The organism is Amycolatopsis sp. NBC_01307, from assembly GCF_035975215.1.
In the GTDB taxonomy this organism is placed as follows: Bacteria; Actinomycetota; Actinomycetes; order Mycobacteriales; family Pseudonocardiaceae; genus Amycolatopsis.
The window spans coordinates 7,596,827-7,614,863 of the sequence record NZ_CP108403.1; the positions used below are offsets into that span (position 1 = coordinate 7,596,827).

General features: G+C 70.7%; 19 protein-coding genes. 10 read left to right on the forward strand and 9 right to left on the reverse strand.

All coding sequences use genetic code 11. The features are described from left to right. Positions 1–32: 32 nt before the first annotated feature. The 5 genes from OG439_RS33135 to OG439_RS33155 form a co-directional block, all read right to left on the reverse strand. Entirely contained in the window at positions 33–1,091 is a 1,059-nt protein-coding gene (locus tag OG439_RS33135) for a zinc-binding dehydrogenase (RefSeq protein ID WP_326944622.1), read from the reverse strand. 51 nt (positions 1,092–1,142) lie between these two features. Continuing rightward, positions 1,143–1,487 (reverse strand): transcriptional regulator, encoded by a 345-nt coding sequence (locus OG439_RS33140; protein ID WP_326944623.1) that lies wholly within the window; start codon positions 1,485–1,487, stop codon positions 1,143–1,145. A gap of 72 nt (positions 1,488–1,559) precedes the next feature. Then, the gene (locus tag OG439_RS33145; RefSeq protein ID WP_326944624.1) at positions 1,560–2,393 is read right to left on the reverse strand and encodes an LLM class flavin-dependent oxidoreductase; all 834 of its coding nucleotides are present in this window, start codon (positions 2,391–2,393) and stop codon (positions 1,560–1,562) included. A 68-nt stretch (positions 2,394–2,461) separates the two neighbouring features. Continuing rightward, a complete protein-coding gene (locus OG439_RS33150; protein ID WP_247058286.1) occupies positions 2,462–3,145 on the reverse strand; it encodes a metal-dependent transcriptional regulator in 684 nt (227 codons plus the stop codon). Between the two features lie 39 nt (positions 3,146–3,184). Further along, complete coding sequence (locus OG439_RS33155) at positions 3,185–3,625, reverse strand: GNAT family N-acetyltransferase (RefSeq protein ID WP_326944625.1); 441 nt, start codon at positions 3,623–3,625, stop codon at positions 3,185–3,187. Positions 3,626–3,683: 58 nt separating this feature from the next. Between OG439_RS33155 and OG439_RS33160 the strand changes: the two genes are divergently transcribed. Then, positions 3,684–4,004 carry a hypothetical protein gene (locus OG439_RS33160; RefSeq protein WP_326944626.1) on the forward strand — a complete coding sequence of 107 codons (321 nt, stop codon included), beginning with the start codon at positions 3,684–3,686 and terminating at the stop codon, positions 4,002–4,004. Between the two features lie 4 nt (positions 4,005–4,008). Here the strand turns inward: OG439_RS33160 and OG439_RS33165 are convergent, their stop codons facing one another. Then, complete coding sequence (locus tag OG439_RS33165; RefSeq protein WP_326944627.1) at positions 4,009–5,592, reverse strand: amidohydrolase; 1,584 nt, start codon at positions 5,590–5,592, stop codon at positions 4,009–4,011. Positions 5,593–5,693: 101 nt separating this feature from the next. Between OG439_RS33165 and OG439_RS33170 the strand changes: the two genes are divergently transcribed. The 4 genes from OG439_RS33170 to OG439_RS33185 are packed head-to-tail and all read left to right on the forward strand — an operon-like array spanning position 5,694 to position 8,980. Beyond that, positions 5,694–6,431, forward strand: a complete 738-nt coding sequence (locus tag OG439_RS33170) for an enoyl-CoA hydratase/isomerase family protein (protein WP_326944628.1) — start codon at positions 5,694–5,696, stop codon at positions 6,429–6,431. Further along, the gene (locus OG439_RS33175) at positions 6,428–7,969 is read left to right on the forward strand and encodes an ATP-dependent acyl-CoA ligase (protein WP_326944629.1); all 1,542 of its coding nucleotides are present in this window, start codon (positions 6,428–6,430) and stop codon (positions 7,967–7,969) included. Before OG439_RS33170 ends, OG439_RS33175 begins: the two co-directional genes overlap by 4 nt. Continuing rightward, positions 7,960–8,601, forward strand: a complete 642-nt coding sequence (locus OG439_RS33180) for a TetR/AcrR family transcriptional regulator (RefSeq protein ID WP_326944630.1) — start codon at positions 7,960–7,962, stop codon at positions 8,599–8,601. Before OG439_RS33175 ends, OG439_RS33180 begins: the two co-directional genes overlap by 10 nt. Positions 8,602–8,659: 58 nt before the next feature. Continuing rightward, positions 8,660–8,980 (forward strand): hypothetical protein, encoded by a 321-nt coding sequence (locus OG439_RS33185; RefSeq protein ID WP_247058300.1) that lies wholly within the window; start codon positions 8,660–8,662, stop codon positions 8,978–8,980. Positions 8,981–9,046: 66 nt separating this feature from the next. On the opposite strand, the gene OG439_RS33190 is transcribed toward OG439_RS33185, so the two are convergent. Further along, positions 9,047–10,216 carry an acyl-CoA dehydrogenase family protein gene (locus OG439_RS33190; RefSeq protein WP_326944631.1) on the reverse strand — a complete coding sequence of 390 codons (1,170 nt, stop codon included), beginning with the start codon at positions 10,214–10,216 and terminating at the stop codon, positions 9,047–9,049. Positions 10,217–10,346: 130 nt separating this feature from the next. On the opposite strand from OG439_RS33190, the gene OG439_RS33195 reads away from it, so the two are divergent. Further along, a complete protein-coding gene (locus OG439_RS33195; RefSeq protein ID WP_326944632.1) occupies positions 10,347–11,033 on the forward strand; it encodes a 4'-phosphopantetheinyl transferase family protein in 687 nt (228 codons plus the stop codon). Positions 11,034–11,324: 291 nt separating this feature from the next. Here the strand turns inward: OG439_RS33195 and OG439_RS33200 are convergent, their stop codons facing one another. Further along, positions 11,325–12,467 (reverse strand): isochorismate synthase, encoded by a 1,143-nt coding sequence (locus tag OG439_RS33200; protein WP_326944633.1) that lies wholly within the window; start codon positions 12,465–12,467, stop codon positions 11,325–11,327. A gap of 83 nt (positions 12,468–12,550) precedes the next feature. Next, on the reverse strand, positions 12,551–12,862 hold the full coding sequence (gene mihF / locus OG439_RS33205) for an integration host factor, actinobacterial type (protein ID WP_026468624.1): 312 nt from the start codon (positions 12,860–12,862) through the stop codon (positions 12,551–12,553). Positions 12,863–13,306: 444 nt separating this feature from the next. Here mihF and OG439_RS33210 point away from each other — a divergent pair, with 444 nt between their 5' ends. The 4 genes from OG439_RS33210 (at position 13,307) to OG439_RS33225 (ending at position 18,029) form a co-directional block, all read left to right on the forward strand. Continuing rightward, positions 13,307–14,935 (forward strand): long-chain fatty acid--CoA ligase, encoded by a 1,629-nt coding sequence (locus OG439_RS33210; protein WP_326944634.1) that lies wholly within the window; start codon positions 13,307–13,309, stop codon positions 14,933–14,935. Positions 14,936–15,037: 102 nt separating this feature from the next. Next, positions 15,038–16,324: an ABC transporter substrate-binding protein gene (locus OG439_RS33215; protein WP_326944635.1), complete on the forward strand. Its 1,287-nt coding sequence runs from the start codon at positions 15,038–15,040 to the stop codon at positions 16,322–16,324. Then, positions 16,321–17,217 carry a carbohydrate ABC transporter permease gene (locus tag OG439_RS33220; protein WP_326944636.1) on the forward strand — a complete coding sequence of 299 codons (897 nt, stop codon included), beginning with the start codon at positions 16,321–16,323 and terminating at the stop codon, positions 17,215–17,217. Before OG439_RS33215 ends, OG439_RS33220 begins: the two co-directional genes overlap by 4 nt. Next, positions 17,214–18,029 carry a carbohydrate ABC transporter permease gene (locus OG439_RS33225; RefSeq protein ID WP_326944637.1) on the forward strand — a complete coding sequence of 272 codons (816 nt, stop codon included), beginning with the start codon at positions 17,214–17,216 and terminating at the stop codon, positions 18,027–18,029. Before OG439_RS33220 ends, OG439_RS33225 begins: the two co-directional genes overlap by 4 nt. The last annotated feature ends 8 nt before the right edge of the window (positions 18,030–18,037 follow it).

An 18,037-nucleotide genomic window follows, 5' to 3' on the forward strand; every position in this document is an offset into this window, starting at 1 on the left:
CCCGCCCCCGACTTCCGGCAACGTGCCGTGGATCACGCACCGAACGTCACCACGGTGACGCCCGCCCGCGCCGGCACCGGGTCGTTCATCTCGGCCAGCGCGGCCGGGACGTCGTCGAGCCCGATCCGGCGGCCGATCAGCGCGGCCAGGTCGATGCCCGACGTCTCGACGACGCGCAGCAGCTCCGGGTACTCGTGGGCCTGCAGGCCGTGGATCCCGACCAGCTCCAGCTCGCCGCCGATGACCCGGTGCATCGGGATCGGCGCGACGCCCTGCGCCGGCGGCATCAGCCCGGCCTGGACGTGCCGCCCGCGCTTGCGGAGGCTGCCCACCGACGCCGCGCAGGTCGACGGCGAGCCGAGGCAGTCGAGCGAGACGTGCGTGCCGCCGCCGGTCAGCTCGCGCACGTGCGCGGCGACGGCTTCGTGGCCGTCGAACGCCGACGCGTCGACCGTCAGCGCCGCCCCCGACTTCGCCGCCAGCTCCAGCGCGGCCGGCGAGACGTCGACCGCGACCACCTTCGCCCCGGCCGCGACGGCGAGCAGCACGGCGGAGATCCCGACGCCGCCGCAGCCGTACACCGACACCCACTGCCCGGCCGTGACCCGGCCCTGCCGCAGCACCCCGCGGAACGCCGTGCCGAACCGGCAGCCCAGCGCCGCCGCCTCGGCCGCGCCGAGCGAGTCCGGCAGCGCCACCAGGTTGACCTCGGCGTGCCCGACCGCGACGCGCTCGGCGAACGACCCCCAGTGCGTCGCGCCCGGCTGGAACTCGCGGTCGCAGATCTGCTGGTCACCGCGGGCGCACTGGGCGCACGTGCCGCAGGCGCAGACGAACGGCACGGTGACGCGCGCGCCGAGCGCCCAGCCACGCACGCCTTCGCCGAGTGCGACGACGCGGCCGGCGAGCTCGTGGCCGGCGACGTGCGGCAGTGTCACCGCGCTGTCATGTCCCTGCCACGTGTGCCAGTCGCTGCGGCACACGCCGGTGGCGTCGACTTCGACGACGGCCCCGCCGGGCGGCGCGACCGGTTCCGGCACGTCCTGGACCAGGGGCGGGACGCCGAACTCCGCCATCACCACAGCTCGCATATCGCGAGCCTAACCGAGCCGCTCAGGTGAGCGGGTTTCCGTTGCCGTCGCTCAGTTGAGCGGCGGCGGCTGCGGGTGGAAGCGGGTCCGCGGCCGCGGTGGCCCGAGCAGTTTGCTGAGCGAACCATCGGGCACGTTGAGAATGTCCTCGAGGTTTCTCAGCGCCTCCAACGATTCCACCCGCTCGGGCCGGCACCGCCCGGACTGCCAGTGGCTGAGGGTGGCCAAGCTGACCGTGGTTCCCCTGCCGCGCAAGCGATAGCGGATCCGGTCGAGGCCGAGGCCGCGATGCCGGATCGCCGTCCGCAGTGCCACGGCGAAGGGCCCAACGGCCAGCAGCCGGTCGAGTTCCGCCTGTTCCCCCCGGTCGATCGTGTGTGTTCGCTGACCGGTCATCACATCGCTCCGAAGCACTCCCGAAACCGAAATTTGGAGCGTAGGCCTGCTTCGGCGAGATCGGAAGACCACTCACCCACCTGCGAACGCCCCGGAAGTCCTGACGTGGTCCGCGATCGCGGCGAAGGGTGCCATGTGGCCGGAGTTGACCGTGACGTAGGAAATCCCCCACCGGTCCCGCCACCGGCGGAGGTTTTCCGTGGCACGGCCCGGATCCGACGGCAGCACGGTGACCGCACCCATCGCCGCCAGCTCGGGGAGGTCGACCCCGGCGAAGCGGACCACCTGCTGGGACGGCTCGTCACCGACGGCGATCAGGTTCAGCCCGAGCTCGATCTCCGGCAGCCGCGGCCCGGCGAGCGTTCGGAATCGATCCACAATGGACTGGGCCTGGTCTTCCGTGGTCGTGGGCGCCCACGAGAAGGTGACGATGTCGGCTTCTTGCGCGGCGAGCGCCAGCATTTTCGGCCCGCTTGCGGCGAGCAGCAGCCGCGGCCGGTCGATCGATCGCTTGAGGAGCGCGATCGTTTCGGCCATTCGTGTGACGCGCTCACCCGGCGAGCCGAACTCCCGCCCGAGCACCGCGGCGTGCGCGTCGGCACCGGGCCGCCCGGCCCCCAGCCCGAGCTCGAACCGGCCGCCGGTCTGCTGGTGGAGGGTTTGCGCCTGCCAGTCGAGCACTCGCGCGTCCCGGAAGGGATCGGCGAGCACGAAGGTACCGAGGGTGATCCGCTCGGTGACCGCGGCTGCGGCCCCGAGCAGCACGAACGGGTCACCCCCGGAGACGGGATCGGTGGCGAGCAGGGTGTCGAAGCCGAGTGCCTCGGCCCGCCGCGCCTGGGCGGTCCAGGCACCGAGGTCAGGGGCATAACCGGCGACGATGCCGAAGCGGAACGGAGTGGTCATGCGGCCATGATCGACGGCACGGCGGTGTCACCACATCAGCTCCAGGACGTCACCCGGACGTACGTCGGCTAGCGCAGCGTGACCGACAGGGCCTGGGCGATCTCCTTGCCGATCGCGTGGGTGGCCACCTCCGGCGGTGACCCCACCTTGACCACCATCGGTCCGCCGAACGGCTGGCGTTCCACCACCTCGATGCGTTCGCCCAGGTTGATCGCGTGTTCGGTCAGGTAGCGCAGCAGCTCCGGGTCGGTGTCCCAGACCCGGACGATCTCGCCGACCGCGCCCGGCTCCAGGTCGTCCAGGATGCGGACCGACAGTTCCTCGACGCTGCCGTCCGCGGCCGGGATCGGGTCGCCGTGGGGGTCGCGGACCGGGTTGCCGAGCTTGGCCGCGATGCGCTCGACCAGCCGGTCGGACACCGCGTGCTCCAGCGCGTCGGCCTCCGCGTGGACCTCGTCCCAGGTGTAGCCGAGCTCGGAGACCAGGTACGTCTCGATCAGCCGGTGCCGGCGCAGCACCGACCGCGCGAGCAGCCGACCGTCGGCCGTGAGCTCGATACCGCGGTAGGGCACGTGGGTGACCAGGCCGAGCTGGGACAGCTTCGTGACCATCCCCGACGCCGAGGACGGGCTGACCTCCAGCCGGCCGGCGAGCGAGGTGTTGGTGACCGGCTCACCGCGCTCGACCAGGCCGTAGATCACCCGGACGTAGTCCTCGACCGACGAGGATCTCCGGACCGAACCATCTCCCATGCCGCATACGATACGGGCCGCGTACTTTCGCCGTGCGCCTCACGGCCGCCAGCGGTAGCGGATCCAGCCGGGGACCGGTTCCGCGCCGAGCTGGGCGTAGAACGCCTCGCCTTTCTCGTTGCCCGCCTGCATGTCCCACTCGACGCGCCCGTCGGTGCGGGCGGCCAGCTCGGCGAGCAGCGCGCCGCCGAGGCCGTGGCGCCGCTGAGCGGGACGCACGAACAGGTCGTCCAGCCAGATCCCCGGCTTGGCTTCCCAGGTGGAGAAGTTCCAGCTGCAGAAGGCGAAGCCGGCGACCGTGCCGGGCTCGCCGGGCGGGGTCGCGATCAGCACCCAGGCCTTCGGTGCCGGCCCGAACAAGTGACCGCTCATCTCGGCGCGGTCCAGCTTGAGGTCGTGCTTGTCCTCGTAGACGGCGTGCTCCTCGATGAGCGCGCAGATCTCCTCGATGTCTTCGACGACGGCGTCGCGGACGGGCATTTCGCCTCCCGTTTCTGTCGGTGGTGGTCGTTAGGGTCGAGCGCGGAGGAGGTGGTCGATGGCACCGGAGGAGAAGTACGAGGACCTGGTCGACGAGTTCACCGGACAACCGGGCATCACGCCACCCGGCGCGACCGGCGGGTTCGGGCGTGGCGCCCTGCGCGTCGGCGGCCGGATCTTCGTGATGTTCGTCCGCGGGCAGCTGGTGCTGAAGCTGCCGGAAGCGCGGGTGGACGAGCTGGTCGACGGCGGCCACGGCGTCCGGTTCGACGCGAACAAGGGCACCCCGATGAAGGAATGGCTGGCCCTGTCGGCGGACTCGCCGCAGCCGTGGCCCGCCCTGGCGAAGGAGGCACTCGAGTTCGTGGGAGGCGCGTGAGACATCAGGCCTGGTAACGCAGTTCGCCGCCGATGGCGGTGGCCAGCACGCTCAGGTCGTCCCAAGCGGACTCGTCCAGCGGCGAGCCGGAGAGCACGGCGAAGTCGGCGAGCTTCCCGGGCTCCAGCGTGCCCAGGTCCTGCTCGGCGAAACTCGCGTAGGCCGAGCCGTAGGTGTACGCGCGCAGCGCCTGCTCCGGCGTCAGCGCCTCTTCGGGTGCGAAGGGCGCGCCGGACGCCGTCCGCCGGCGCACCATGTCCGCCAGGGCGAGCAGGGGCGCGCCGTCGACCACCGGGCGGTCCGACGACGCCGGGAGCACGCAGCCTGCGTCGAGGACGCTGCGCAGCCGGTAGCACCACGGCACGCGGGCCTCGCCGAGCGCGGCGCGCATCCCGTCGCCGAGCTCGTTGACGAACCGGCCCTGCGGCGAAGCGAGCAGCCCCAGCGAGGCGAGCCGGGTCAGCTCCGCGGGCTGAAGCACCGCGCAGTGCTCGATGCGGTGCCGGTGGTCCGCGCGCGGCGAAGCGGCCAACGCGGCTTCGTACGCGTCGAGGACGACGGTGATCGCGCGGTCGCCGATCGCGTGCGTCGCGATCTGCCAGCCGGCGTCGTGCGCCTTCCGGATCGTGCGGGCGATCTCGTCCTCGGGCACCTGGAAGTAGCCGCGGTTTTCGGGCTCGCCGTCGAAGGGTTCGTGCATCGCGCAGGTGCGCCCGACCAGGGAACCGTCGGCGAACAGCTTCATCGGGCCGACGCGCAGCCACTCGTCGCCGAGGCCGGTGCGCAGCCCGAGGTCGAGGCCGAACCCGGCGCCGTCGGGCAGGTCGTGGAGCACGCTCGCGGCGACCATCACCGTGCTGCGCACGCGCAGCACGCCGCGGTCGCGCGCGACCTGGTAGGCGGCCAGTTCGGCGGGTGTCTCGCCGACCAGCCCGCCGCCGATCCCGGCCTCCTGGACGCTCGTGATGCCCTCGGACAGGTACCGCTCCGACGCCCGGTCGAGGCCGCGGACGACCTGCTCCACCGGTGTCGGGTAGGTCAGCGGCCGCAGCAGCAGCTGGGCCTGCTCGCGCAGCAGCCCGGTGGGCGAGCCGTCGGCGTGCACGACGTCGCCGCCGACCGGCACGTGCGCCAGGTCCAGCTGGTCCAGGACGGCCGAGTTGACCACCGTCATGTGCCCGGACGTGTGCTTGAGCCGGACCAGCATCCCGGGCGCCGCGCGGTCGAGGCCGTGCCGGTCCGGGTGCCCGCCGGCGAGCTTGTTCTGGTCGTACCCGCTCCCGATCACCCAGCTGCCGGGCGGCAGCGTCGCGGCCCGCGCGGCGACGGCGTCGTAGACCTCCTCGACGCTGCGGCAGCCGCCGAGCGGGACGTCGTCGAGGGCCATCCCGAACCAGGCCATGTGGTTGTGCGCGTCGTGGAACCCGGGCACGACGAACCCGCCACCGAGGTCGACGCGGCGGCGCGCGGACACCCCGAGAGCGTCCTCCCCCAGCGCGACGACCCGGCCGTGCAGCACGGCGAGTGCGCTGGTCAGGCCCGTGCCCGTCCACACCAGGGCGTTTTCGTAGACCGCATCAACTCGCATCTCCGCCTTCCTCCCCGCCGCCACCCTCAACGGAGGCGCTTCGCGCCGCGGCTTCATTCGAAGGCTATCGATCGATCGATCGAACGTCTAGCATCGGCCTCATGCCCACCGTGGAGTTCGCCGTCGAGGACGGCATCGCGCACATCCGGCTCAACCGGCCCGAGCGGCTGAACGCGGTCGCCGCCGTGCTGGTCGACGACTTCCTCGCCGCCCTCGACGCCGCCGCCCGCAGTGACGCGCGCGTCGTCGTGCTGTCCGGCAACGGCCGGGCCTTCTGCGCCGGCCACGACCTCAAGGAATCCACCCCCGAAGGTGATTCGCGGGCGCGCCTGGACCGGCTCCAGGACGTCACCCGGCGGCTGCGCGCGCTGCGCCAGCCGGTGATCGCCGCGGTGCACGGCTACGCGATCGGCGCGGGCGCCGAGTTCGCGCTCGGCTGCGACCTCATCCTGGCGGCCGAGGACGCGGTGTTCGCGTTCCCCGAGGTCTCGCTGGGCCTGAGCGTCACCGGCGCGGCGTCGCGGCTGCTGCCGCTGCTCGTCGGCCCGCTCAAGGCGAAGGAGCTGCTGCTGCTCGGCGAGCGCTTCGACGGCCGGAAGGCCGCGGAGCTGGGCATGGTCAACGCGGCCGTGCCCGCCGATCAGCTCCAGGCCGAGGCGCGGAGCTGGGCGAAGCGGATCGCCGAGCACCCGCCGGCCGCCGCCGCGATGGCGAAGCGCGTCCTCGACACCCCGATCGACGTCGAGCCCGCGCTGGAGCTGGAAGTCAGCCACGCGCTGATCACCGAGCACTCGGCCGCGGTCGCCGCGTCCACGGAGGCCTTCCGGAGCCGGACGTGACGCCCCTGGCCGAGATCGGGACGCTCGCCCAGCTCGTCACGCGGGCCGCCGAACTGTGGCCCGAGCGCACAGCGTGGATCTTCGACCAAGACGACCAGCGCTTCACCTTCGCCGAGGTCGACGCCGAAACGTCGCGCATCGCCGCCGCGCTGACCGAACGCGGCGTCGGCCCGGGCGACCGGGTCGCCGTGATGCTGCGCAACGTGCCCGCGTTCCCGCTGATCTGGCTCGGCCTGGCCAAGATCGGCGCGCTGCTGGTGCCGATCAACACGAACTACCGCGAGTTCGACGGCGCCCACGTGCTCCGCCACTCCGGCGCCCGGCTCGCGATCGCCGCCGAGGAGTTCGTGGACCTGCTCACGCGCATCGCCCCGGAAACCAGCCTCGCCGAAGTCGTCACCCCGGACGCGCTCCAAGCGGCACTTTCACGTGAAAGTGCCGCTTTCACGCCGGTGCCGGAAACGCCGGTGAACCTCCAGTACACCTCGGGCACGACCGGCGCCCCCAAGGGCTGCGTGCTGCCGAACCGGTACTGGACCACCCTCGCGGTCAGTCTCGCCACGGACTTCCCGGCCGTCGGCGCGGACGACGTCATCCTGACCGCGCAACCGTTCCACTACATCGATCCACAGTGGAACGTCGCGCTGGGCCTGGCCGGCGGCGCCACGCTCGTTGTGCTGGACCGGTTCCACCCCAGCACGTTCTGGGCGAAGGTCCGCGAGCACGGCGTCACGTGGTTCTACTGCCTGGGCCTGATGCCGGCGCTGCTGCTGCGCCAGGAGCCGGCCGACGCCGACCGCGACCACCGGGTCCGCGCGATCTGCGCGTCCGCGATCCCGCTCGACCTGCACGCCGAGCTGGAGCAGCGCTGGGGCGTGCCGTGGTTCGAGGCGTTCGGGATGACCGAGACGGGCGGCGACATCCGGGTGGGCGCCGCCGACCACGACGAGACCGTCGGCACCGGCTGCATCGGCCGGCCGAGCCGCGACCGCGAGGTGATGATCGCCGGGCCCGACGGGGAACCGTTGCCGCGCGGGGAAACCGGGCAGCTGCTGATCCGCGGGATCGGCCTGATGCACGGCTACCACGCGGACCCGGTCGCGACGGCGAAAGCGTTCGAGAACGGCTGGTTCCACACCGGCGACCTCGCCCGGATGGACGACGCGGGCCGCGTCTACTACGTCGGCCGCACGAAGGACATGATCCGCCGCAGCGGCGAGAACGTCTCCGCCGACGAGGTCGAACGCGCGCTGCTGCTGCACCCGGCGGTGCGCGTGGCGGCCGTCATCGCGGTGCCGGACGAGCTGCGCGGCGAGGAGATCAAGGCGTACGTCGTGTGCGACGGCGAGCGTCCCGAACCGGCCGCGCTGACGGCGTTCTGCGCGGAAATGCTGGCCTACTTCAAGGTTCCCCGGTTCTGGGCGTTCGCCGACGAGCTGCCGCTGACGCCGTCGGAGCGCGTCGCCAAGGGCGAGCTGCGGAAGGTGACCGACCTGCGCGCCGGCGCCTGGGACACGAAGGTGGAGAGATGGCTGTGAGCAGTCGCGACCGGGTGCGCGCGGCGGCCGTGAAACTGTTCGCCACCAAGGGTTTCCACGGCACCGGCATCCGGGATCTGGCCCAGGAGGCGGAACTTTCGTCGGCGAGCCTGTACCACTACATGGGCACCAAGGAGGATCTGCTCGCGGAAATCATGCACACCGCGCTGACCCGCCTCCTCGACGCCGCCCGCGAAGCGACCGCCGGCAGCCCCGACCCGGTGCACCGGCTGCGCACGCTGGTGGCCCTGCACGTGCTCGCGCACGCGGTCGGCCCGGCGGAAACCCGGGTGGTGGACAACGAAGTCGACGTCCTGTCCCCGGCGGCGCGCGAGCCGGTCGTGGCGCTGCGCGACGGTTACGAGCGGCTTTGGGCCGCGGCCATCGACGAAGGTGTCGCGGCCGGGGTGTTCCACACCGAACACCCGGCGGTGACCCGGCTGGCGCTGCTGGAGATGTGCAGTGGTGTCGCGCGGTGGTATTCGCCGCGTGGCCCGCTCGCGCTGGACCAGCTCGCGGAGCACTACGCGGAGCTGGCGTCGCGGGCGCTGGGCTGCACGTCGGCTCCCGGCGTGAGCAACCTGGCCCGGTGCCGCGAAATCATCGCCAAAGAGTGGGGGCTGTCCGTTTAGCGCCGGTTTTACCTGAGTACGCCTTGCTCAGACGGCGCGCGTGGGGGACGCTCGAAGGGTGACTGAGGAAACGATCCAACTGGAACTGGACGACTCGGGTCTCGCGCCGGGCCTCCCGACGCCGGCAAACCCCCGCGATCAGGTGCAGGACGTGCCCTACCGCCCGGTCGAGTTCCGCGATGACGATCTCCCCACCGCCCTGGAGCGGTGCTCCAAGTGGCTACGGCAGGCGCAGGAGTGGCTGGGCGAGCCCCTCGACGTCCTGGCCATCCACCTCGACTACGACGACCGCCAGGGTTCGCCGTACTACGACGTGAAGCTGCTGTGCAACGAAGAGGACCTGGCCGGCGTACCGATCGCCATCCGCAACAAGAAGTAGCTCCAACCGCCGTCAAGGCCACTTCCCGGAGTTCGGGAGGTGGCCTTGACCGCGTTCCGGGGGTCCTCAGCCGAGGACGCCGCCGACCTTCACGTGCCCCTTGAGCAGGTTGCGCGCGATCGTGCGGCGCTGGATCTCGTCCGTGCCCTCGTAGATGCGCAGCAGCCGCAGCTCGCGGTACCAGCGCTCGACCGGCAGTTCCCGCGTGTAACCCATGCCGCCGTGGATCTGCATGACGCGGTCGACGATTTCGTTGGCCTTCTGGCCGCCGTACAGCTTCGCCATCGACTGCGCGTGCCGCGAGTCGACGCCCTGGTCGACCTGCCAGGCGGCGCTGAGCACCAGCCAGCGCAGGGCTTCCAGCTCGACGCCGGAGTCGGCGATCATCCACTGGATGGCCTGCCGCTCGGCGATCTTCTGCCCGAACGTCTCCCGGGTGTTGGCGTACTCGATGGCCATCGAGATCAGCCGCTCGCACGAACCGATCGCGCGCGCCGGCAGCAGGTAGCGGCCCTGGCCGATCCACTGCATGGCCAGCTCGAAGCCGCGGCCTTCCTCACCGAGGATCTGCGTCTCGGGGACGCGGACGTCCTGGAAGATCAGCGACGCCGGGCCCCACTCGCCCATGGTGTCGATGTACTCGGACTTCCAGCCGGCCTCGCGGTCGACCAGGAAGCACGTGACACCGCCGTTCGCGCCCTTTTCGGGGTCGGTGATGGCGAAGACCATGGTGAAGTCGGCTTCGTTGCCGCCGGTGATGAAGGTCTTCTCGCCGTTGATGACCCAGTCCGTGCCGTCCTTGCGCGCGGTCGCCCGGATGGCCTTCGCGTCGGATCCGGCGCCCGGCTCGGTGATCGCGAAGCAGGACTTGCGCTCGCCCGAGATGGTCGGCAGCAAGTACGCCTGCTTCTGCTCCTCGTTGGCGTGGAACAGGATGTTGTCCGCGGCGCCGCCGAAGCGGAACGGCACGAAGGTGCGGCCGAGCTCGGCTTCGAGCAGCGCGGCCATCACGGCGGACATGCCCATGCCGCCGTACTCCTCCGGCGTCAGGATGCCCCAGAAGCCGGAGTCCTTGGCCTTCAGCTGGAGGTCCTTCAGCTCCTCGCCGGTGAGGCCGGGCTGGTGCGCGCGCTCGCGCCGCAGGACCTCCTGCTCGAGCGGAACCAGCTCGCGCTGGACGAACGTGCGGACCCAGTCGCGCACTTCACGTTCTTCGACGCTGAGAGAAAAGTCCATAACTGAGCTGCTCCTCCGACACTGGCTAAGCGCTTGCTTAGTCAAGAGTACCCGCTGAGTGTGGCATTACCCCAGTCCTGCACCCGAATTCGTGACAACCGGCCTGGCACCGGGAAGGATCGGGGGTGTGATGGAGATCGTGGTCCGCTGGTCAGCGCCGTTGCCCGCCGAGCCGCGCTTCCTGCGCCTGCTGGACGACGTCGAGCAGGACCGCTTCGGGGCGTACCGGCAGGACGCGGACAAACGCCGGTTCCTCACCGGCCGCGTCCTGGCGAAGACGGTCACGGCCGAACGCCTGGGCATCCCGCTGGAGTCGGTGAAGTTCGACGCGACCTGCGACGACTGCGGCAAGCCGCACGGCAGGCCACGCATCCCGGGCGCGGACCTGACGTTGTCCATCTCACACTCGGGCGACCTGATCGGCCTCGCGGCCACCCCGGCGGTCCCGGTCGGCCTCGACGTCGAAACGGCGACGCGCAAGGCCGACGAGGGCCTCATCGAGTACGCGCTGAGCCCCGCCGAGGCCCAGCACCTGACCGGCCTGTCGGGCGAAGAGAAGGCGCGCGCGTTCTTCGTCTACTGGACGCGCAAGGAAGCGGTGATGAAGGCCACGGGCAAGGGCCTGAAGATCCCGCTGCAGAGCATCACGTTCTCCCGCTACGACGAGCCGGCCCGCCTGCTCGCCTCGGGCGACCCGGCCCTGGACCCGGCCCGCACGAGCCTGACGGACCTGAAGGCCGCAGACGGCTACCGCGCGGCGATCGCCGTCCTGACCACCGAAGAGCTGTCGGTGACCGAGGAACACTGGGTGCCCTGACGAAGGTCGCGGTCGAGTTCGATCGCAACTGCGAGCACGCGCTCGACGTCGCAAGCGAGCAGCTGAGCCTGACCGATCCGGTCGAGACCCTCGCCTCGTGAAGCCGGGTAGCTCGCGGACCCGGCCGCGCACCGGCGCACGCTCCAGGCCGCGGACAAGACCTTCCAAACCGGGCAAGCACCAGCCGGCAGCCGGTCATGGAGCACGTTCAAGACGGAGCTCAGCCTGCAGTAGTGGCTTGTCCCGTCCTGGAAGGCCAGAGCCGGGTCGGCCTGCTTCGCGTGCTCTGGACTACTTGAGCGAGTCTTCCAGGCCCATCGCCGTCAGCAGGGTCCGGAACTTCGCCGTCGTCTCGTCCAGTTCCGCCCTCGGGTCCGACGCCGGGACGATGCCGCCGCCCGCGTACAGCCGCATCGACGTCGAGGCGATCTCGGCGCAGCGGATCGCCACCGCCCACTCGCCGTCGCCCGTGGCGTCGACCCAGCCGACCGCGCCCGCGTAGTAGTCGCGGTCGAACGGCTCCAGCTCCTGGACCAGGTCGCGGGCGCCCTCGGTCGGGGTGCCGCAGATCGCCGGGGTCGGGTGCAGGGCCGCCGCGAGGTCGAGGGCGGTGACGTCCGGGTCGGCCAGCTCGCCGGTGATCGGCGTGCGCAGGTGCCAGATGGCCGGCGTCGTCACCAGCTCGGGCTCGGCCGGGACCTCCAGCGTCCGGCAGAACGGCCGCAGCGCCTCGACGACGTAGTCGATGACCACGGCGTGCTCGAGCTGGTCCTTGCGGGACGTCCGCAACGCCTCGCCGTTGGCCCGGTCGGTCGCCGGGTCGGCCGAGCGCGGCATCGAGCCGGCGTGCGGGCTGGAGAAGACCGTCGACCCGGTGCGGCGCAGCAGCAGCTCGGGCGTCGCGCCGACGAGCGTCCGGCCGCCGGGCAGCTCGGCCGCGTAGGTGAAGTGCCGGGGATTGCCGACCGCCAGGTTGCGCACGATGCTTTCGGCGACCAGGGGGGCGGCGAACTCGAGGTCGAGCGCGCGGGCCAGGACGGCTTTCCGCAGGTCACGCTCACGAAGAGCGTCGACGGCGGCGCGCACCAAAGCCATGTGCTGCTCGGGTGAGGGCACCGCACGCACGCGCGACGGCGCCGGCAGGACCTCGCGGGGCAGCGAAGGGGCGCCTTCGGACCGGTGGACGGTCCGCGGCACGACCAAGTGACCCGGCACCTTCGTGTCGGGCCCGGTGTCGAACGGCAGGACGCCTACCGCCAGCGGGGCGCCGGTCTCGGCGAGGACGCCGGGAAGCACCGCGGCGAGCCGCCGGGGGTCCGTCTCGGTGACGGTCCGGAGGGTGCCCTGCGCCAGGAGTGCGCGCCGGGCGGTCGTGAACAGGAAGTCGCCGCGCTGGTAGCGAGCGGCCAAATCAACGGCAGGGAGTTCGTCCACCACTCCAGAGTCCCAGGATCCGGGAGATCCGCGAGGGAAGTGTCACGAGCGACACTCCCCCCGCGGTCAGCTCCTGGTGACGGCTACTTGAGCGCGTCGATGAGCGCCTCGCGCTGGCGCTCGCCCAGGCCGGCGGCGCGCCGGTCCGGGTCGATGCCGGCCTGCTCGAGCAGGGCGGCGACCTTCACCGCGCCGAGGCCGGGAACGGCCTTCAGCAGCTGGGTGACCTTCGTCTTCCCGATCGTCTTGTTCTCCTTGGCCTGCTTGAGCACCTTTTCGATGCTCTCCTTGCCGGACTTGATCGACGCGAGCAGCTCCGAACGCGCCTTGCGAGCCTCGGCCGCCTTGGCGAGTGCATCGGCGCGCTGCTCCGGAGTCAACGTAGGCAGAGCCAACGTAGTAGTCCTTTCCTCTCAGGTCTCCGCTTTCGCGGCCGACGGCTTTTTGCTGTGCTTGCTGCTGCAAGCGCTGGCCAGCCGTCCCTTACCACGGCCCCAGTAAACGCCACCGGGATCGCGGCCGTGCAACCGACACGCACTTATTACCCCTGGAGGTGATGCCGGGCAACCCGCTCCGGCCTGCGGAAACGCTCCCAATCCACGTCCCGAGTGGCCTGACTCACCCGGAAGTGAAGCCTCCGCTACGCCCCGAATTCGCGCTTATTTCCTTACATACAAGGAAAAGGGCCAGATCCGATGATCATGATCACCGTTCGGTCGTCCCGCGATCGGGCGACGACCGTGACCGAACGGAGCCATTGTTGACCATGCCCGCTTCACCCGATCCGCACTAGAGTCGGCTCAACCCCAGTTCACCGGCGAACACCCCCGGGAGTGACCATGTTGAGCACCATGCAGGACGGCCAGCTGTCGCTGGCGAACCTGCTCCGCCACGGCACGTCGGTGCACTCGGCGAGCGAAGTCGTCACCTGGACCGGTTCAGAAGCCCGGCGCGAGACCTACGGCGAGCTGGGCCGCAACGCCGCCCGCCTCGCGAACGCGCTCCGGAGCCTCGGCATCACCGGCGACCAGCGCGTCGGCACGTTCATGTGGAACAACGCCGAGCACCTGGCCGCCTACCTGGCCGTCCCGGCCATGGGCGCCGTGCTGCACACCCTGAATATCCGCCTGTTCCCCGAGCAGCTGGTCTTCGTGGCCAACCACGCCGAGGACCAGGTCGTCATCGTCGACGGCACGCTGGTGCCGCTGCTGGCCAAGCAGCTGCCGGAGTTCAAGACCGTCCGGCACGTCATCGTGGCCAACGGCGACGCGTCGGCGCTCGAAGCCCCGGCCGGCGTCGAGGTGCACTCCTACGCCGAGCTGCTGGCCGCGCAGCCGGACACCTTCGACTGGCCGGAGATCGACGAGCGCTCCGCGGCCGCGATGTGTTACACGTCGGGCACCACGGGTGACCCCAAGGGCGTCGTCTACTCGCACCGGTCGATCTGGCTGCACTCGATGCAGGTCTGCATGAGCGACAGCATGAACCTCGCCCAGCACGACAAGGCGCTGGCCATCGTGCCGATGTTCCACGCGATGGCGTGGGGCCTGCCGTACGCGGCGCTGATGGTCGGCGCGACGCTGGTCATGCCGGACCGCTTCCTCCAGCCCGCCCCGATCGCCGCGCTGCTGGCCGAGGTCAAACCGACGTTCGCCGGCGCGGTCCCGACCGTCTGGCAGGGCCTGCTCGCCCACCTCGAAGCGCACCCGCAGGACATCTCGCACCTGCGTGAGGTCGTGGTCGGTGGTTCGGCGGTGCCGCCGTCGCTGATGCACGCGTTCCAGGAGCGCCACAACGTGCCGATCCTGCACGCCTGGGGCATGACCGAGACGTCGCCGCTGGGCAGCGTCGCGCGGCCGCCGGCGTCGGCGACCGGCGACGAGGCCTGGCGCTACCGCTACACGCAGGGCCGCTTCCCGGCGTCCGTGCGGGCCCGGCTCATCGGCGACTCGGGCGAGGTACTGCCCTGGGACAACGAGGCCGTCGGCGAGCTGGAGGTCCAGGGCCCGTGGATCGCCGGGCAGTACTACGGCGGGCAGGACATCGACCCGGAGAAGTTCCACGACGGCTGGCTGCGCACGGGTGACGTCGGCAAGGTGAGCTCGGACGGCTTCCTGACGCTGACCGACCGCGCCAAGGACGTCATCAAGTCCGGCGGCGAGTGGATCTCGTCGGTCGACCTGGAGAACCAGGTCATGGGCCACCCGGCGGTGGCCGAGGCCGCGGTCGTCGGCATCCCGGACGAGAAGTGGGACGAGCGGCCGCTGGTCGCCGTCGTCCTCAAGGAAGGCCAGACGGCGACACCCGAGGAGCTGCGCGAGTTCCTCAGCGACAAGGTCGCGAAGTGGCAGCTGCCGGAAAACTGGACCTTCGTGGACGAAGTGCCCAAGACGAGCGTCGGCAAGTTCGACAAGAAGCGGATCCGCGCGTCCTACTCCGAGGGAAAGCTCGACATCTCACAGCTCTAACGGGTAAATCTCCGGCGTGGCTTCAGTTCCGTGAATGCCACATTGAGGGACTCTGTGTCCCTCGATGTGGCATTCACGGACGTACGCGGAGGAGTACTGGGGATGCGGAACAGACGTAGTTTTCTCGCGCTCGCGGGGGTCGGAGCGCTCGTCGCGGCGTGCGGGTCCAACACCGGGCGGCAGGGCGACCCGCCCGCGTCGACGGCGTACTCGGCGGGACCGCCGCCGTCCGACGCGCCGAAGGTCGGCCTGCAGCAGTGGTACCACGCGTACGGCGAGGACGGCGTCCAGGAAGCCGTCAAGCGGTACGCCGCGAGCTACCCCGGCGCCGCCGTCACGGTGCAGTGGAACCCCGGCGACTACGACTCGAAGATCGTCACCGCACTGCAGAACAGCAAGGTGCCGGACGTCTTCGAGGCGCAGGTGAAGATCGACTGGGTGCGGCAGAACCAGGTCGTCGCGCTCGACGACGTCATCGGGCCGGTGAAGGGCGACTTCAGCCCGGCCGTGCTGGCCGCGCAGACCGTCGAGGGCAAGGTCTACGGCATCCCGCAGGCCACCGACACGCAGGTGCTCTTCTACCGCAAGAGCCTGCTGCAGGCGGCCGGCGTGCAGCCGCCGCAGACCGTCGACGAGCTGATCGACGCGGCGTCGAAGCTCACCAAGGACGGCGTGAAGGGCTTCTTCGCGGGCAACGACGGCGGCGTCGGCGTGCTCACCGGACCGCTGCTGTGGTCGGCCGGCCTCGACTACCTGAAGAACGGCAACCGCGAGGTCGGCTTCGACGACCCGCGCGCGGCGACCGCCCTGGCCAAGCTGCACACGCTCAACACCAACGGCTCGCTGCTGCTCGGCGCGCCCGCCGACTGGTCGGACCCGGGCGCGTTCATCGACGGGCTGGCCGCGATGCAGTGGACCGGGCTGTGGAACGTGCCGAAGATCCGCGACGCGTTCGACGACGACTTCGGCGTGCTGCCCTTCCCCAAGCTCGACGGCAGCGGCGCGCCGTCGGTGCCGGTCGGCGCATACGGCGCGATGATCAACGCCAAGAGCGCGCACGTCGCCGAGGCGAAGGCGTTCGTCAAGTGGCTGTGGGTCGACCAGACGCAGGACCAGCTGGAGTTCGCGACGAAGTTCGGCTTCCACGTCCCGGCGCGCCAGAGCCTGATCGACCGCGCGGACAGCCTCAAGTCCGGCCCGGCCGCCGACGCCGCCCGCTTCGTCAAGGAGAACAGCCACCTGGTCGGCGGTCCGGTGTGGACACAGCAGGCGAACACGGCGCTGTCCGACGCGGCCGCGAAGATCGCGAAGGAGGGGGCGGACCCGGCCGCGCAGGTGAAGACGGCGGTCGGGGTCGCGCAGGCCGAGCTCAAGCGCCTGTTCGGATGAAGCGGCGCGATGCGCGCGCGTTCTGGCTGTTCGTCGGGCCGTTCCTGCTGGGGCTGGCGGTGTTCGCGTACCTGCCGATCGGCTGGAGCGCGTACCTGTCGTTCTTCGACGCGCGCAACACCGTCACGCCGACGCGGTTCGTCGGGCTGGACAACTACGGGCACATGCTCACCGACGAGCCGTTCCTGTCCAGCCTCGGCACGTTCAGCGTGTTCGCGCTGTTCATCGTGCCGCTGACGTTCGTCCTGTCGCTGGCGCTCGCGCTGGGCGTCAACCAGCTGCGGTTCGCGCGCGCGTTCTTCCGGTCGGTGTTCTTCCTGCCGTTCGCGTGCTCGTACGTCGTGGCGTCGCTGATCTGGAAGACGTCGCTGTTCTCCGGTGTCCGGTACGGCCTGGCGAACACGGTGCTGTCGCTGTTCGGCGCCGACCCGGTGGCCTGGACGGGCACGGTCCACCCGCCGCTGTACTGGATCGTGCTGGTGACGGCACGGCTGTGGCTGCAGCTCGGGTTCTACATGATCCTGTTCATCGCGGCGCTGCAACGGATCCCGGTCCACCTGTACGAAGCGGCGTGGCTCGACGGCGCGAAGCCGGGCTGGCAGGTGTTCCGGTACGTCACGCTGCCCCAGCTGCGCGCGACGGCCGTGGCGGTGCTGCTGCTGAACCTGATCAACGCGTACCAGGCGTTCGACGAGTTCTACAACATCATGGGCGACGCCCGCGGCTACCCGCCGTTCGCGCGGCCGCCGTTGGTTTACCTGTATTACACGTCCCTGGGCTCGGGCGGCCAGGACCTCGGCCGCGGCAGCGCGGGCGCGGTGATCCTGGCGCTGATCATCGCTCTGGTGACGCTGCTGCAGGGCCGCGTCCTGCGGTTCGGACGTGCGTCATGAGAGCGTTCCTCCGCTGGACGGCACTCATCATCGCGGCCGTGCTGTTCCTGCTGCCGTTCTACCTGCTGCTGCGCAACGGCCTGGCCTCGCGGGCGGAGATCACCGCTCCACAGTGGACGTTCTTCCCGTCCACAGTGCACTGGGAGAACTTCGCCAAGCTCTTCGCCTCGGACGACGTCCCCTTCGCGAGGAGCTTGCTGAACTCGGCGATCGTGGCGGTCCTGCAGACGGTCGGCCTGCTGGTGCTGTGCTCGCTGGCGGGCTACGGCCTGGCGCGCATCCCTTACCGGCATTCCGGGATCGTGTTCTACGCGGTGCTGGCGACGCTGATGATCCCGACGTCGGTGACGTTCGTGCCGAGCTTCGTGGTGGTCTCGACGCTCGGCTGGCTGTCGGACTTCCGCGGCCTGGTGATCCCGGGCTTGTTCAGCGCGTTCAGCGTCTTCCTGTTCCGGCAGTACTTCCTGGACTTCCCCCGCGAACTGGAGGAGGCGGGCCGGGTGGACGGCCTCACCCGCTGGGGCGTGTTCTGGCGCATCGTGGTCCCGAACTCCCGCGGCTTCTTCGCGGCCATAGCGGTGATCACGGTGATCGGCAGCTGGAACGCGTTCCTGTGGCCGCTGATCATCGCCCAGTCCCCGGATTCGTGGACGGTCCAAGTGGCGCTGTCGGGCCTGCTGACAGCCCAGAACCCGCAGCTGAACCTGCTGTTCCTGGCGGCGGCGGTCTCGATCCTGCCGATCGTGCTGCTGTTCGCGTTCCTGCAGCGGTACCTGGTGCAGGGGGTGACGGAGTCGGGCCTGAAGGGCTGAGCAATCAT